Origin of the sequence: Nitrospirillum goiasense, from assembly GCF_034427435.1 — a bacterium.
Taxonomy (GTDB): domain Bacteria; phylum Pseudomonadota; class Alphaproteobacteria; order Azospirillales; family Azospirillaceae; genus Nitrospirillum.
Genome location: NZ_JAXQNP010000003.1, coordinates 429808 through 445930, shown reverse-complemented (window position 1 = coordinate 445930; position 16123 = coordinate 429808). Strand labels below are relative to the sequence as shown.

Genomic DNA, 16123 nt, shown 5'->3' with positions numbered 1-16123 from the left:
ACCCTTCCCATTGGCGGCTGTGGCCATGTTATAACGGTGGCAACAAGGTCCGCAGCCGAAAGCCTGGTCCCATGGCCGTCCGCCGTTCCGAGATTTGCTATACCTGCCGCCATTGGTTGGGCGGCGGCGTGCGGGAGCGGGGCCCCAAGGGGCAGTGCCGGCGCTATCCGCCGGTGGTGACCGACCGGGCGCCGGCCGGCGTCTTCCCCACCACCCTGTCCACCGACTGGTGCGGGGAATGGCTGCGCAATGCCGGCTTGAAGCCGGAGAGCGATCCCGGCCCGGACACCGATGAGGACGTGATGGTGGACGACCGTCCCCTGGCCGCCGTGCGGGCGGACGCGGCGGCGGCGCGGGCTGGCGGCGCCCGGCAGGAGGCGCCGGCACGTCCAGCGCCGCGCGCCCTGGAAGAGGGCACGCTCTACGACGACCTGTGATCCCCGGCGGCCCAGGAATTACGGGTCCGGGACTATTGGTCCAAAAACTCCAGCGCCGTCTTGTTGAACGCGGCCGGCCGTTCCAGGTGGACCAGGTGGCCGACGCCGTCGAACACCACCACCTGGGCGTTGGGCATGGTCGCCGCGATGGTCTTGGCGTTGTCGGCGTTGCGGCCCATGCCGGCGCCCAATTCCTTGGTGGTGTAGGGCTTGCCCGGCGCGTTGTGGTCGGCCGACCCCATGATGAACAGGGTGGGGGTGGCGATCAGCGGGTATTCATGCACCACCGGCTGGTCGTGGATCATCTGATAGGACTTGATGAAGGACTTCACCCAGCGCGGATACTCGCCGCTGGCCTTCAGCCGTTCGCGCAGGGCGACGAAGGGCTCGATCTCCGCCACCGGCACGGACAGGGAATAGGTGTTCTTCAGGAAGGCGCGGTAGGCGTCGGCCGACAGGGCGTATTCGCGGTCATAGAGGAAGGTGTCGCTGACCGGCGGCACGGTCATGCGGTAATCCTCCAGCCCCACCGGCGCCTCCAACACCAGGCGGCGCACCCGCTCTGGATAGGTGCGGGTGAAGCGGGCGGCCAGCATGCCGCCAATGGAATGGCCCACCAGATCCATTTGGCGGATCCCCAGGCTGTCCAGCAAGGCCGCCGTATTGGCGGCGAAGAAATCGAAGCTGTAGGGCAGGTCGGGCTTGGACGATTTGCCGAAGCCGATCTGATCGGTGGCGATGACGCGATAGCCGTCCGCGGCGAAGGCGCGGATGACCGTGTCCCAATAGCTGGCGGGGAAGTTGCGGCCGTGGAACAGCAGCGCCACCCGGCCATTCGGTTTGCCGGTGGGCGCCACGTCCATATAGGCCTGGCGCAGGGTCTGCCCCTCCACCACGAACTCGAAATAACTGACGGGGAAGGGATAGGGCCATCCCTCCAGCGCGATGCCGATGGGCTCCGTTGTCGCCGGGGCGATGGTGCTTGCCGTCGCTGTGGTGACGGCGGCGGGGCTGGCGGCCAGAACGGCCGTCAGGGCGAGGCAAACGAGACGCCGCATGAAGGATGGCCCTTTCCCGATCAGGCGATGAAGTCGACCACGCCGCCATCGACGCGCAAGGCGGCGCCGTTGGTGGCGGAGGCGAAGGGGGAGCAGGCGTATACCACCATGTTCGCCACCTCCTCCACCGTTGCCGTCCGCTGGATCAGCGAGGTGGGGCGGAAGGCACGGACGAAGTCGGCGCCGACCTCCTCGATCGACTTGCCGGTCTTGGCCACCTGATCCTTCAGCATGGCCTCGACCCCTTCCGACAGGGTGGGGCCGGGCAGGACGGCGTTGACGGTGACCTTGCTGCCGCGCGTCAGCTTGGCCAGGCCGCGCGACACCGCCAACTGGGCGGTCTTGCTGAAACCATAGTGGATCATCTCCACCGGGATGTTCAGCCCGGATTCGGAGGAGATGAAGATGACGCGGCCCTGGTTGCGTTCCAGCATGCCCTTGAGGTAAGCGCGGGACAGGCGCACGCCCGACAGGACGTTGACCTCGAACATGCGGGTCCAGTCCTCATCCGGCGTCTCGAAGAAGTCCTTGGGTTCGAAGATGCCGGCGTTGTTCACCAGGATGTCGGCCTGGGGCACCGCCTCCAGCAGGGCGGCGGCCCCCTCCGCCGTGCTGACGTCGGCGGCCACGCCGCGCGCGTCGGCGCCGGGCACCAGCTCGTTCAGCTTGGCCACGGCGGCGGTGACGGTGGCCTGGCTGCGGCCGTTCAGGATCAGGGACGCGCCGGCCTTGGCCAGGCCCAGCGCGATGGCGAAGCCGATGCCGGCGGTGGAACCGGTGACGATGGCCGTCTGGCCCTTCAGGTCGATCTGCATAATGTTTTCTCCATCAGGAAGGGCGTCGGATGCGGCGCCGTGCATGGCCCTTGATGTAGCACCGGCGGCGGCTGGCAAGAATGGGCGCCGTTGCCAAATCACTCTTTCCAAAACGTGAAGAGTGTTTCCGTGACCGTCCCGTTTTTCGCAGACGCAAAAGGGGCGAGGGTGGGGACGACACCAAACAGATAGGCCGCCGACGCGATTTTTCCCGTGCGGCCGATTGCATGAGGCGGAGTGATAGCCATGCCCCTTCCCCTTTTCGCCCTGGCGGCTGCGGCGTTCGCCATTGGCACCACGGAATTCGTCATCATGGGCCTGCTGCCCGACGTGGCGATGGACCTGGGCGTTTCCATCCCCATGGCGGGCCTGCTCATTTCCGGCTACGCCCTGGGCGTGGTGGTGGGCGCCCCCATCCTGACCCTGACCACGGGCAAGCTGCCGCGGAAAGTCCTGCTGATCAGCCTGATGGGCCTGTTCATCGTGGGCAATGTCCTGGCCGCGCTGGCCAGCAGCTATACCCTGCTGATGGCGGCGCGCATCGTTGCTAGCTTCACCCACGGGTCCTTTTTCGGCATCGGTTCCGTCGTCGCCGCCAGCCTGGTGCCGGCGGAGCGGCGGGCCAGCGCCATCGCCCTGATGTTCACCGGCCTGACCCTGGCCAACATCCTGGGCGTGCCGTTGGGCACCCTGATCGGCCAGCATTTCGGCTGGCGCGCCACCTTCTGGGCCGTGGCCGGCCTGGGCCTGGTGGCGGCCGTCGCCGTGGCGGCGCTGGTGCCGCCGGTGGCGGCGTCTGAGCAGGGCAGCCTGGCGGCGGAGGTCGCGGTCTTGAAGCGGCCGGCCGTGCTGGTGGCGCTGGCCACCACGGTGCTGGGCTTCGGCGGGGTGTTCCTGGTCTTCACCTACATCACCCCCATCCTGGAACAGGCGGCGGGATTGTCACCCACCGCCGTCACCAGTGCCCTGCTGGTCTTCGGCCTGGGCCTGACGCTGGGCAACGTGCTGGGCGGCAAGCTGGCGGACAGGGCCCTGATGCCCACCCTGGTGGGCGTGCTGGCGCTGCTGGGCCTGGTGCTGGCCGTGTTCTCCGTCACCATGCACAACGCGGTGGCGTCCATCGCCACCCTGTTCGTCTGGGGCATGGCCGCCTTCGCCACCGTGCCGCCCCTGCAGATGCGCGTGCTGGAAAAGGCGGGCGACGCGCCCAATCTGGCGGCCTCGCTCAACATCGGCGCCTTCAACCTGGGCAACGCCGGCGGCGCCTTCCTGGGTGGCCTGGTGATCGACGGCGGCTACGGCTATGAGGCCGTGGCGTTCGCTGGTGCCGCCGTGGCCGGCGGTGGCCTGTTGCTGGCCCTGCTGGGCTGGGCCCAGGACCGGCGGGCGGCGGCCAACGTGACGGTGGCGGCGGCATCGTGCTGACCAATACCCCCCTGTGATTGGGAAAATGGGATCGGAAGGGGCCGGCCCACGCCGTGTGGACCGGCCCTCCACATAATCTCCACGAAGCGCGCGTACCCCATCTCGGATTACTGGCCATTTTGCTATCTTGGCCCCGCCACCCGGTGGCGTGGACGCCGGGTACCTATCACCTATGGCCGCCGTAACCGTCAGGATGACGACCGAGATGTTGAAGCGACTGAGTTTTTCGGCCCCTGTGGGCGCCCCCCTGCTGAGCCTGCTGGTCCTGACGGCGTGCGACAAGAAACAGGAGGTGGCGGCCCCGCCGCCGCCGCAGGTGGGCTACGTCGTCCTTCACACCCAGACGGTGCCGCTGAAGGCCGAGCTGGCGGGCCGCACCAGCGCGCATCGCGTCTCCGACGTCCGGCCGCAGGTGGCCGGCATCATCCAGAAGCGTCTGTTTGAGGAAGGCGCCCTGGTCCAGGCCGGTCAGTTGCTCTACCAGATCGACCCCGCGCCCTATGAGGCGGCGTATGAGCAGGCCCAGGGCAATCTGGCCAACGCCGAGGCCAACCTGATCAGCCTGAAGTCCAAGGCCGAGCGGTATGCCGAACTGGTGAAGGTCGAGGGTGTCAGCCGCCAGGATTACGACGACGCCCGCGCCGCCTACCAGCAGGGCCAGGCCACCATCGTCGCTGACCGGGCGGCGGTGAAGGCCGCCAAGGTGAACCTGGACTATACCCGCATCACCGCCCCCATCAGCGGCCGCATCGGCCGGTCCAGCATCACCGAGGGCGCCCTGGTGACGGCGGACCAGACGACGGCCCTGGCCACCATCACCCAGCTGGACCCCATCTACGTCGACATCACCCAGTCCAGCATGGAAATGACGGCGCTGAAGCGTCGCCTGATGTCCGGCGGCCTGGGCAAGGGGGATGCGCAGGCGACCCTGAAGCTGGAGGACGGCAGCGCCTATCCCACGCCCGGCACCTTGAAGTTCGCCGAGGTGTCGGTGGACCAGGATTCGGGCGCCGTGACCCTGCGCGCCCTGTTCCCCAACCCCCAGGAAATGCTGCTGCCCGGCATGTATGTGCGCACGACGGTGGAACAGGGCGTGATGCCCAACGCCATCCTGGCGCCGCAGCAGGGCGTGTCGCGCAATCCCAAGAGCGATCCCATCGCCCTGGTGGTGACCGCCGACAACAAGGTGGAGCAGCGCCTGCTGACGGTGGACCGCACGGTGGGCGACAAGTGGCTGGTGACCGATGGCCTGAAGGAGGGGGACCGCCTGATCGTCGAGGGATCGATGAAGGCCAGGGTCGGCCAGGCGGTGACGCCGGTGGAGGTCGACCTGTCCGCCAAGGCGCCCACATCGGGCAGCGGGAAGTAAGGCGCCATGTTCGCACGCTATTTCATCGACCGGCCCATCTTCGCCTGGGTCATCGCCATCGTCATCATGCTGTTCGGCGTGCTGGCCATCTTCACCCTGCCGATCTCGCAATACCCGGACATCGCCCCACCCTCCGTCTCGATCAGCGCCTCCTACCCCGGCGCCTCGGCGGAGGCGGTGGAAAGCAGCGTGGTGCAGGTGCTGGAACAGCAGCTGACCGGCATCGACCACCTGCTGTACTTCAGTTCCAGCAGCAGCTCCGACGGCGACGCCAGCATCAGCGTGACGTTCGAGCAGGGCACCAACCCCGACGTGGCCCAGGTGCAGGTGCAGAACAAGGTGTCGCAGGCCACCAGCCGCCTGCCCACCCAGGTGCAGCAGCAGGGCATCACCGTCGCCAAGGCGCAGACCGATTTCCTGATGGTCGTCGCCGTCTATGACGAGACGGACAAGGCGACCAGCGCCGACGTGGCCGACTTCCTGGTCAGCAATCTGCAGGACCCGCTGAGCCGCGTCAGCGGCGTGGGCGCAACCCGCGTGTTCGGCTCGCAGTACGCCATGCGCATCTGGCTGGACCCGCACAAGCTGCACAGCTATGGCCTGATGCCGTCTGACATCGAGTCCGCCATCGAGGCGCAGAACACACAGGTGACGGCGGGTGAGATCGGCGCCCGGCCTTCCGCCGCCACCCAGCAACTGAACGCCACCGTCACCGCCATGTCCCGGCTGCAGACGCCGGACCAGTTCCGCGCCATCATCGTCAAGACGCTGACCGACGGCGCCACCGTCCACCTCAGCGATGTGGCGCGGGTGGAACTGGGCAACGAGGATTACAGCGTCAGCACCCGGCTGAACGGCCACCCGGCCTCGGGCATGGCCTTGCAGCTGGCCTCCGGCGCCAACGCCATGAAGACCGCCGCGGCCGTGAAGGCCAAGGTAGAGGCCATGGCCCACAACTTCCCCGCCGGTTACAAGATCGCCTATCCCCGCGACAGCACCGCTTTCGTGAAGCTGTCCATCCATGAGGTGATCAAGACCCTGATCGAGGCCATCATCCTGGTGGTCATCGTGATGTTCGTCTTCCTGCAGAGCTGGCGGGCGGTGCTTGTGCCGGCCATCGCCGTGCCCGTGGTGCTGCTGGGCACCTTCGGCGTGCTGTCGGCGGCCGGTTACTCCATCAACACCTTGACCCTGTTCGCCATGGTGCTGGCCATCGGCCTGCTGGTGGACGACGCCATCGTCGTGGTGGAGAACGTCGAGCGCATCATGCGCGAGGAGAAGCTGTCCCCGTACGAGGCCACGGCCAAATCCATGGATGAGATCACCGGCGCGCTGGTGGGCATCGCCATGGTGCTGTCCGCCGTGTTCCTGCCCATGGCCTTCTTCGGCGGCTCCGTCGGCGTGATCTACCGCCAGTTCTCCATCACCATCGTCTCGGCCATGGCCCTGTCGGTGGTGGTGGCCCTGGTGCTGTCGCCGGCACTGTGCGCCACCTTGCTCAAGCCCAATGGCCACGGCCATACCAAGGGCCTGGCCGGCTGGTTCAACCGCAATTTCGACCGGGGGCAGGAGGGCTACGCTCGCCGCCTGGGGGGCATCATCGGCCGGCCGGCCCTCTTCATGCTGACCTATGGCGTTATCGTCGGCGCCATGGCCCTGCTGTTCGTCCGCCTGCCGACCAGCTTCCTGCCCGATGAGGATCAGGGCAGCATCATGGTGCAGTACACCCTGCCGGTGGGCGCCACCTACGCCCGCACCGACCAGGTGTCCCGCGCCATCGAGAAGTATTTCATGGAGAATGAGAAGGACACGGTGCGGACGCTGTTCACCGTGGCCGGGTTCAGTTTCGCCGGGTCGGGTCAGAACGCCGGCATGGCCTTCCTGGCCCTGAAGGATTGGAGCCTGCGGCCGGGGGCAGAAAACAAGGCGCAGGCCATCGCCGCCCGCGCGACCAAGAGCCTGTCCAGCGTCCGCGACGCGCAGATCTTCTCCCTCATCCCGCCGTCCATCCAGGGCCTGGGCCAGTCCAACGGCTTCGACATGTGGCTGCAGGACAACGGCACGCTGGGCCATGCCGGCCTGATGGCCGCCCGCAACCAGCTGCTGGGCCTGGCGGCGCAGGATAAGACCCTGCAGGCCGTCCGTCCCAACGGCCTGGATGACACGCCGCAGCTGAAGATCGACATCGACCAGGCCAAGGCGACGGCCCTGGGCCTGTCCATCGGCGACGTGACCAGTACCCTGAGCGGGGCGTGGGGGTCCAACTACGTCAACGACTTCATCGACCGGGGGCGCGTGAAGCGCGTCTATGTCCAGGCCGACGCGCCCTATCGCTCCTCGCCGGAAGATCTGGCGGCCTGGTACGTCAAGGGCTCCAGCGGCACCATGGCGCCCTTCACCGCCTTCGCCAAGGCGCGCTGGGAGATGGGGCCGCCGCAGTTGCAACGGTTCAACGGCCTGGCCGCCCTGGAAATCCAGGGTGCGGCGGCGGGCGACACCAGTTCCGGCGACGCCATGAACACCATGGAAAAGTTGGTGGGTGAGTTGCCGCCGGGCACCAGCCTGTCATGGAGCGGTCTGTCCTATCAGGAGCGGTTGTCCAGCGGCCAGGCGCCCATGCTCTACGCCCTGTCCATCCTGGTGGTCTTCCTTTGCCTGGCGGCGTTGTACGAAAGCTGGTCCATCCCGGTGTCGGTGCTGCTGGTCATCCCGCTGGGCGTCCTGGGCGCCGTCACGGCGGCCACCCTGCGCGGCCTCAGCAACGACATCTATTTCCAGGTGGGCCTGCTGACCACCATCGGCCTGTCGGCCAAGAACGCCATCCTGATCGTGGAGTTCGCGGAGGCGGCGGAGAAGCGGGGCGTGCCCACGGTGCGCGCCGCCATCGAGGGCGCGCGCCTGCGCCTGCGCCCCATCCTCATGACCTCGCTGGCCTTCGTCGCCGGCGTGGTGCCCCTGGCGCTGGCCACCGGGGCCGGTGCCGGCAGCCAGAACGACATCGGCACCGGCGTGGTGGGCGGCGTGGTCTCGGCCACGGTGCTGGCCATCTTCTTCGTGCCCTTGTTCTACGTCTTGGTGCGCAAGCTGTTCGGCGGCGATCTGGCCGGCAAGCATGGTGGCGGGCCCAAGGAAGATACCCAGTCGGAGGGCGTGTGATGACGCGCGGACCCATGCGTAGCGCCCCGTCCCTGCTGGTCCTGGCCCTGCTGACCGGCTGTATCTCGCTGGACCCCGACTACCAGCGGCCGTCCGCCCCGGTTTCAGCCGCCTGGCCCAAGGGCAGCGCCTATGCCCCGCCGGCGGCGGGCGCGCCGGTGGCCGAGACGGGGTGGCAGGACTTTTTCGTCGATGCCGACCTGCGCGCCGTCATCGGCCAGGCGCTGGACAACAACCGGGACCTGCGGGTGGCGGTGCAGAACGTGCTGGCCGCCCGGGCCAAGTACCAGGTGCAGGACGCCGCGCGGCTGCCCACGGTGGATGCCACGGGCAGCGCCGGTTACAGCCGCACGGGCGCCGGCGGCACGCGGCGGGAGACCAAGTCGCTGTCCGCCGGCATCGGCGTCAGCGCCTTCGATGCCGACCTGTTCGGCCGCGTCGCCAGCCTGACGCGGGCCGAACTGGAAACCTACCTGGCGCAGGAGGAGACGACGCGGGCCACCCGCATCAGCCTGATTTCCGAGGTCGCCACCGCCTACATCACCTACGCCGCCGACAAGAGCCTGCTGCGCATCGCGCAGACGACGATGGAAAGCGCCCAGCGCTCGGCGGAGGTGACGCGCAAGCGCCTGACCAGTGGTGTCGCCACCCGGCTGGACGCGGCGGAGGCCGACACCGTCTATCAGACCGCCCGTGCCAACGTCGCCAGCTACACCACCCAGGTGGCGCAGGATCTGAACGCGCTGGAGATCCTGACGGGTGCGCCGGTGGACCCCGCCCGCCTGCCGGACGGGATCGAGGGCCGCGCCTTTACCCTGGCGGCCCTGCCGGCGGGGATGAGCACCGAGGTGCTGCTGAACCGGCCGGACGTGCTGTCGGCGGAACACAGCCTCAAGGCGGCCAACGCCAATATCGGGGCCGCCCGCGCCGCCTTCTTCCCCACCGTCAGCCTGACGACGGCGGCCGGCTTCGCCAGTTCCGCCTTCGGCAACCTGTTCCAGGCCCGGTCGCAGTCGCTGAGCTTCACGCCGTCCGTCTCGGTGCCCATTTTCGACAATGGCGCCAACCAGGCCAACCTGGACTATGCCAAGGCCACGCAGCAGGCGGCGGTGGCGACGTATGAGAAGACCATCCAGACCGCGTTCAGGGAGGTGGCGGACGCCCTGGCCCGCCGCGGCACAATCGCCGAGCAGCTTGACGCGCAGCAGGCCACGGTCCGCAGCGCCCAGACCAGCTACGACCTGTCCCAGGCCCGCTATGCGCAAGGGGCGGACAGCTACCTCAACGCCCTGGACGCCCAGCGCACCCTGTATTCCGCGCAGCAGACCCTGGTGTCGGTCCGCCTGACGGACGCCAGCAACCTGGTCACCCTGTACCAGGTGCTGGGCGGCGGCATCAAATGACCCGGCCGGAAACGGCGGTGAGGGGGTGACGCGATGAGTTCCCTGGTGCTGATCGCCGAGGACGAGCCCGAGATCGCCAGCATCCTGCAAGGCTATCTGGAGCGGGAGGGCTTGCGCACCGTCACCGCCATCAACGGCCAGGTGGCGCTGGACCTGCATCGGGCCCTGCCGCCCGACCTGGTCATCCTGGACGTCAAGATGCCCAAGGTGGACGGGTACGAGGTGCTGGCGGAGCTGCGCCGGCGGGGCGACACGCCCGTCATCATGGTGACGGCGCTGAGCGAGGATCTGGACAAGCTGCAGGCCCTGCGCATCGGCGCCGACGACTATATCGTGAAGCCGTTCAACCCGCTGGAAGTGGTGGCCCGGGTCAAGGCCGTGCTGCGCCGCACCCGGTCCGCCGAAGGGCAGACCCTGCTGCGCCTGGGGCCGCTGGAACTGGACCTCACCGCCCACATGGCCACGGTGACGACCGACGCGGGGCGGGGCCGGCTGGACCTGACGCTGACGGAGTTCCGCATCCTGGCCCACATGATGCGGGCCCCGACCCGCGCCTTCACCCGGGCGGAGCTGATCGACGCCTGCCTGCCGGAAGGAGACACGCTGGAACGCACCATCGACAGCCACGCCAGCAACATCCGGCGCAAGCTACAGGCGGCCGGGGCCGGCGGTTACATGGAAGGGGTGCGCGGCGTGGGCTATCGCCTGGGCCCGCCGCTCTGACAGGGGGATGGACCATGGAACTGCGGAGTCTTAGGCGGATCCGGGGCCTGAACCGCCAGCTGGTGCTGTCCATGGCGGCGGTCACGGGCTTGGCCCTGGTGCTCATGACCGCGGGCATCACCACCTTCTTCACCGTGGTCTTCCGCCTGTGGCCCGAGGTTCTCCACCATCCGCCGGGTATCTGGCAGCGTGTGATGGACTGGACGGTCACGGCGGTGCTGGGCATGCTGGGCGTGGCCCTGGCCGCCCGCGCCGCCGTGCGCTTCGCCCGGCGGCTGATCGCCCCCCTGGACGCCGTGGCGGGGGCGGCCCAGCGCATCGCCGGTGGCGACCTGACCGCCCGCGCCCAGGTGGACGCCAGCGCCTTTCATGAGACCAAGCAGCTGGTCCAGGACTTCAACGCCATGGCCGCGCAGCTGGAGCGCGCCGCCATCGAGATGCGCACCTGGAACGTCGCCATCGCGCATGAGCTGCGCACGCCGCTGACCATCCTGCGGGGCCGCCTGCAAGGCTACGCCGACGGTGTCTTCACCCCGGATATGGAGGCGTTCCGTGGACTGGTGGGGCAGGTCGACCTGCTGACCCGCATCGTCGACGACCTGAAGCTGCTGACCCTGGCGCAGAGCGGGCGCCTGGAACTGCGCCGCGATCAGGTGGACGTGGCGGCGGAGGCGGCGGCCGTGGTGGCGCTGGTGGGGCCCAGCTGCGCCGCCGCCGGCCTGGCCATCGAGACGGAGTTGCTGCCCGTCCAGGTTTCGGCCGACGGCGCCCGCGTGCGCCAGGCCCTGCTGGCCCTGCTGGAGAACGCCCGCCGCTACGCCGCCCCCGGCCGGGCCCGGGTGACGACCGGCCTGGAGGGCGCCAGCGTCGTCCTGCGCGTGGTGGATGAGGGCCCTGGCCTGCCCCCGGGCATGGAAACCCACGCCTTCGATCCCTTCTGGCGCGCCGATGAATCCCGCGCCCGCATCAGCGGCGGCACCGGCCTGGGCCTGGCCGTTGTCCAAGCCATCGCCCGCGCCCACGGCGGCGACGTGCGCGCCGAACCGGTGACGCCCCAGGGCGTGGCCTTTGAGATCAGGCTGCCGGCGGGGGCGTGACGGCGGCATATGGAGCTGGCGGTGATAGCTGGGTCTGTTTCCCCGCAGCGCCTTGCTGCCTGGGCTAGAGCCATTACTTACGACAGAAAGTCACGCAATATAACTATTTAAAATAGAAAATGCCAAAGTATGACGTTGATTTAGTTGATAAAAATGATCGATAAACAATCGGAGAACGTTATTCTTAATCTTGGGAGAGCATCGTGGAACCGTTCATCGGTACGATCGTCCTGTGGGCTGGCCAGTCGATTCCCAATGGTTGGGAGGCCTGTAACGGTCAGGTCCTCTCCGCCGGCGCCAACCAGGCGCTCTTTGCGGTCATAGGCTTCAAGTTCGGCGGCAACCCCGGCGCGGCCCAATTCCAGTTGCCATCGCTCAACAAGACCGCGCCGCTCGGCACCCAATGGATCATCGCCACCACGGGTGTCATGCCGTGACACCGGGCGCTGGCCGTTTGGTACCCGACGTAACGCAGACCACAGTCATCATGGGTCTTTCCGGGGTACTCGATTAGCCACCTCCCAGCACGGGTCGGCCTTCAGTTCCGCTGACAGGAAGTCCAGGAAGGCGCGCAGCTTGGCGGCGGCGTGGCGGCCGGCGGGGTAGACGGCCTGGATGGCGGGCGCTGGGGAGTGGTAGTGCGGCAGCAGGCCCTTCAGGCGGCCGGCCGCCAGGTCATCGCAGATGTCCCAGATGGATTTCATGACGATGCCGGACCCGGCCAGGGCGGCGGCATGCCCGACCTCGCCGTCGTTGGTCTGGATCAGGGGGCGGATTTCCACCGCCACCGGTTCGCCCTCCGCTTCCCGGCAGTAGAAGCGCCAGGTGGACATGGGCGGGTCGCCCATGACGATGCAGTGGTGGTGCAGCAGGTCTTGCGGCGTCGCCGGCTCGCCATGCTGGGCCAGATAGGCGGGTGCGGCGCAGGGGACGCGGTAGTTGGGTGCCAACAAGCGCACCATCAGGCTGCTGTCGGGCAGGGCCGCCTGGCGGATGGCGACGTCGATGCCGGCCTCCACCAGGTCCACCACCGTGTCGGTCACCAGCACCTGCACCCGCACGTCGGGATATTGGGCGTGGAAGCGGGGCAGGCGGGGGGCGATGTGGCGGCGGGCGAAGGCGGCGGTGGCCGTCACCCGCAGCAGGCCGGTGGCGGCGCGGCGGCGGCTGGCCACCAGATCCTGCGCCTCCTCCAGATCCGCCACGATGCGCACGCAGCGCTCATGGAACTCCAGCCCCTCATCCGTCAGGCTGAAGCGCCGGGTGGTGCGGTTGGCCAGGCGCACGCCCAGCCGTTCCTCCAGCCGCGCCAGCCGCTTGGACACCACCGCCAGGGACAGGTCGAGCTCCCGCGCCGCCGCCGACAGGCTGCCGGTGGCGACCACGCGGATGAAGATGGTGATGTCGGTCAGGTTGTCGATCAGCATGGAAAGAACACCGTTGCCAGGGAAAGCGATACTATAGTCGGGCGGACGGAACCGCCCACCTTGGCGTAAGGTGACGGCTCACGGACCGGCTTCCCCCGCCCCGGGCGCTGACTTGGGGTGGGGGATCGTGCCGGCATTAATCCTGCACCAGATAGGAAACGCACCCATGAAGACCCGTGCCGCCGTGGCGTTCGAGGCGAAGAAGCCCCTTGAAATCGTGGAAGTGGACCTGGAGGGCCCGAAGACGGGCGAGGTCCTGGTCGAGATCATGGCGACCGGCATTTGCCACACCGACGCCTACACGCTGGACGGCCTGGACAGCGAGGGGCTGTTCCCCTCCATCCTGGGCCATGAAGGCGCCGGCATCGTGCGCGAGGTGGGGCCGGGCGTCACCAGCGTGAAGCCGGGCGACCATGTCATCCCGCTGTACACGCCGGAATGCCGCCAGTGCAAATCTTGCCTCTCCGGCAAGACCAACCTGTGCACCGCCATCCGCGCCACCCAGGGCAAGGGCCTGATGCCCGATGGCACCAGCCGCTTCAGCTACAAGGGCCAGCCCATTTTCCATTACATGGGTTGCTCCACCTTCTCCAACTTCACGGTGCTGCCGGAAATCGCCGTGGCGAAGATCCGGGAGGACGCGCCCTTCAACACCTCCTGCTACATCGGCTGCGGCGTGACCACGGGCGTGGGCGCCGTGGTGAAGACGGCGAAGGTCGAACCCGGCGCCAACGTCGTCATCTTCGGCCTGGGCGGCATCGGCCTGAACGTCATCCAGGGCGCCAAGATGGTGGGCGCCGACAAGATCATCGGTGTCGACATCAATGACAGCAAGGAGGAATGGGGCCGCCGCTTCGGCATGACCCATTTCGTGAACCCGAAGAAGGTGGAGGGCGATATCGTCCAGCACCTGGTGGCCCTGACCGAGGGCGGTGCCGACTACACCTTCGACTGCACCGGCAACACCGTGGTGATGCGCCAGGCGCTGGAAGCCTGCCATCGCGGCTGGGGCGTTTCCGTCGTCATCGGCGTGGCCGAGGCCGGCAAAGAAATCTCCACCCGTCCCTTCCAGTTGGTGACGGGCCGCGTGTGGAAGGGCTCGGCCTTCGGCGGCGCCCGCGGCCGCACTGATGTGCCCAAGATCGTCGACTGGTACATGAACGGGAAGATCCAGATCGACCCGATGATCACCCACACCCTCAGCCTGGATGAGATCAACAAGGGCTTCGACCTCATGCACGCCGGCGAGTCCATCCGCTCGGTGGTGGTGTACTGAGTTTCCTCAAATGCCGGGCGGGCGCTTCCGCCCCCTGGCTTACGGGCCTGAGCAGCCCGCGCCGGCAGTCACCGGCGTCCACGGATAGGGGCTAACGGCTCATATCCGTGGTTTGAGGTCCTGTGAGAATCCGGGCGCGGCCGCCGCGCCCGGTCTTTCCTTGTCTGGAGGCACCCCATGACCCTTGAGACCGTATCCACCAGCCGCAGCCACGGCGGGATCCAGGGCGTCTATCGCCACGCCTCGGCCGAGACGGGCACACCCATGGTGTTCAGCGTCTTCCTGCCGCCGCAAGCCGCCCAGGGCACTGCAGCCGGCGGCGCCAAGCTGCCCGTGGTCTGGTACCTGTCGGGCCTGACCTGCACCCACGCCAACGTCACCGACAAGGGGGAGTTCCGCCAAGCGGCGGCCGACCTGGGCCTGATCATCGTCTGCCCCGACACCAGCCCGCGGGGCGAGGGCGTGGCCGATGACACCGCCTGGGACATGGGCCAGGGGGCGGGATTCTATGTCGACGCCACGCAGGCGCCGTGGGTGCCGCATTTCCGCATGTGGTCCTATGTGACCAAGGAATTGCCGGAAGTGGTGGCCGCCAACTTCCCCGTCGACATGGACCGCCAGGGCATCACCGGCCATTCCATGGGCGGTCACGGCGCCTTGACCGTGGCGCTGCGCCACCCCGGCCGCTTCAAGTCCGTCTCCGCCTTCGCGCCCATCGTGGCCCCCACCCAGGTGCCGTGGGGACAGAAGGCGCTGCCAGGCTATCTGGGCGACGACCCGGCCGCCTGGCGCCGGCATGACACTGTGGCCCTGATCGAGGATGGCGCGCGGGTGCCCGACCTGCTGGTGGACCAGGGCACCGCCGACAGCTTCCTGGAAAACCAGCTGCGGCCGGAACTGCTGCGCCAGGCCTGCGCCACCGCCGGCATCCCCCTGACCCTGCGGCTGCAGGAGGGGTATGACCATTCCTACTTCTTCATCTCCACCTTCATGCGCGACCATCTGGAATGGCACGCGGAACGGCTGAAGGCCTAAGCGCGTTCCACCTTCCGTCGCCGTTGACGTTTCCCGGGCGTGCCCCACCTATGGCGGGGCCGCCCGTTTCATGTCGGGCGGCGGCAAGACGGTCCAGGCCGGTGGGCGCAGGCCAGTGGGCCTAGGCGATGAATGGGAGGGAACGATGGCGAAGCAGGGCCGGATCCGCGTGGGCATCGGCGGCTGGACGTACGAGCCGTGGCGCGGCGCCTTCTACCCCGATGGCCTGACGCAGAAGCGGGAGCTGGAATACGCCAGCCGCCAACTGACCTCCATCGAGATCAACGGCACCTATTACGGCTCGCAAAAGCCTGAGAGCTTCGCCAAGTGGCATGACGAGACGCCGGACGACTTCGTCTTCGCCCTCAAGGGCCCGCGCTTCACCACCAACCGCCGCGTGCTGGCGGAGGCGGCGGAGTCCGTGCAGCGCTTCATCGACAGCGGCGTGCTGGAGCTGAAGGACAAGCTGGGCCCCATCAACTGGCAATTCATGCCGACCAAGAAGTTCGATCCCGAGGATTTCGGCGCCTTCCTGGCCGCCCTGCCGGCCGAGGCCGGGGGGCGGGCGCTGCGCCATGCGGTGGAGGTGCGGCACGACAGCTTCCGCGATCCCCAGTTCGCGGAGCTGGCGCGCCGGCACGGCGTCGCCGTCATCCACGCCGCCGACAGCGACTATCCGGAAATCGAGGTGGATACCGCGCCCTTCACCTACGCCCGCATCATGGGCACGACGGAGGGGGAGGAAAAGGGCTACAGCGAGGCCGCCCTGGACGCCTGGGCCCGGAAGGCGAAGACCTGGGCGTCGGACGGCAAGGACGTCTACCTCTACGTCATCAGCGGCCACAAGGTGCGCAATCCCGCCGCCGCCATGGCCCTGATCGAGCGCCTGGGCTGAGGCGACC

General features: G+C 68.1%; 14 protein-coding genes. 11 read left to right on the top strand and 3 right to left on the bottom strand.

Annotation, left to right across the window (positions count from 1 at the left end):
- The first annotated feature begins 71 nt into the window (after positions 1-71).
- Positions 72-437 carry a hypothetical protein gene (locus ULB03_RS16345; protein WP_322484196.1) on the top strand — a complete coding sequence of 122 codons (366 nt, stop codon included), beginning with the start codon at positions 72-74 and terminating at the stop codon, positions 435-437.
- A 32-nt stretch (positions 438-469) separates the two neighbouring features.
- On the opposite strand, the gene ULB03_RS16340 is transcribed toward ULB03_RS16345, so the two are convergent.
- Both ULB03_RS16340 and ULB03_RS16335 read right to left on the bottom strand, forming a co-directional pair.
- Positions 470-1495 carry an alpha/beta fold hydrolase gene (locus ULB03_RS16340; protein WP_322484195.1) on the bottom strand — a complete coding sequence of 342 codons (1026 nt, stop codon included), beginning with the start codon at positions 1493-1495 and terminating at the stop codon, positions 470-472.
- Between the two features lie 20 nt (positions 1496-1515).
- Entirely contained in the window at positions 1516-2310 is a 795-nt protein-coding gene (locus ULB03_RS16335; protein WP_322484194.1) for an SDR family NAD(P)-dependent oxidoreductase, read from the bottom strand.
- 246 nt (positions 2311-2556) lie between these two features.
- On the opposite strand from ULB03_RS16335, the gene ULB03_RS16330 reads away from it, so the two are divergent.
- The 7 genes from ULB03_RS16330 to ULB03_RS16300 all read left to right on the top strand — a co-directional run bounded on the left by ULB03_RS16330 (position 2557) and on the right by ULB03_RS16300 (position 11920).
- Complete coding sequence (locus tag ULB03_RS16330; RefSeq protein WP_322484193.1) at positions 2557-3735, top strand: MFS transporter; 1179 nt, start codon at positions 2557-2559, stop codon at positions 3733-3735.
- Between the two features lie 205 nt (positions 3736-3940).
- The gene (locus tag ULB03_RS16325; protein ID WP_322484192.1) at positions 3941-5104 is read left to right on the top strand and encodes an efflux RND transporter periplasmic adaptor subunit; all 1164 of its coding nucleotides are present in this window, start codon (positions 3941-3943) and stop codon (positions 5102-5104) included.
- Between the two features lie 6 nt (positions 5105-5110).
- A complete protein-coding gene (locus tag ULB03_RS16320; protein WP_322484191.1) occupies positions 5111-8260 on the top strand; it encodes an efflux RND transporter permease subunit in 3150 nt (1049 codons plus the stop codon).
- A gap of 14 nt (positions 8261-8274) precedes the next feature.
- A complete protein-coding gene (locus ULB03_RS16315) occupies positions 8275-9663 on the top strand; it encodes an efflux transporter outer membrane subunit (protein ID WP_322484190.1) in 1389 nt (462 codons plus the stop codon).
- Positions 9664-9696: 33 nt separating this feature from the next.
- A complete protein-coding gene (locus ULB03_RS16310; protein ID WP_322484189.1) occupies positions 9697-10386 on the top strand; it encodes a response regulator in 690 nt (229 codons plus the stop codon).
- Between the two features lie 14 nt (positions 10387-10400).
- Positions 10401-11483, top strand: a complete 1083-nt coding sequence (locus ULB03_RS16305; protein WP_322484188.1) for an ATP-binding protein — start codon at positions 10401-10403, stop codon at positions 11481-11483.
- A 203-nt stretch (positions 11484-11686) separates the two neighbouring features.
- Positions 11687-11920 (top strand): phage tail protein, encoded by a 234-nt coding sequence (locus ULB03_RS16300; protein WP_322484187.1) that lies wholly within the window; start codon positions 11687-11689, stop codon positions 11918-11920.
- A 48-nt stretch (positions 11921-11968) separates the two neighbouring features.
- Here the strand turns inward: ULB03_RS16300 and ULB03_RS16295 are convergent, their stop codons facing one another.
- Entirely contained in the window at positions 11969-12910 is a 942-nt protein-coding gene (locus tag ULB03_RS16295) for a LysR family transcriptional regulator (protein ID WP_322484186.1), read from the bottom strand.
- Positions 12911-13076: 166 nt separating this feature from the next.
- Between ULB03_RS16295 and ULB03_RS16290 the strand changes: the two genes are divergently transcribed.
- The 3 genes from ULB03_RS16290 to ULB03_RS16280 all read left to right on the top strand — a co-directional run bounded on the left by ULB03_RS16290 (position 13077) and on the right by ULB03_RS16280 (position 16116).
- Positions 13077-14186 carry an S-(hydroxymethyl)glutathione dehydrogenase/class III alcohol dehydrogenase gene (locus tag ULB03_RS16290; protein WP_322484185.1) on the top strand — a complete coding sequence of 370 codons (1110 nt, stop codon included), beginning with the start codon at positions 13077-13079 and terminating at the stop codon, positions 14184-14186.
- A 177-nt stretch (positions 14187-14363) separates the two neighbouring features.
- Positions 14364-15221 carry an S-formylglutathione hydrolase gene (fghA, locus tag ULB03_RS16285; RefSeq protein ID WP_322484184.1) on the top strand — a complete coding sequence of 286 codons (858 nt, stop codon included), beginning with the start codon at positions 14364-14366 and terminating at the stop codon, positions 15219-15221.
- Positions 15222-15366: 145 nt separating this feature from the next.
- Positions 15367-16116 (top strand): DUF72 domain-containing protein, encoded by a 750-nt coding sequence (locus ULB03_RS16280; protein WP_322484183.1) that lies wholly within the window; start codon positions 15367-15369, stop codon positions 16114-16116.
- Positions 16117-16123: the final 7 nt, after the last annotated feature.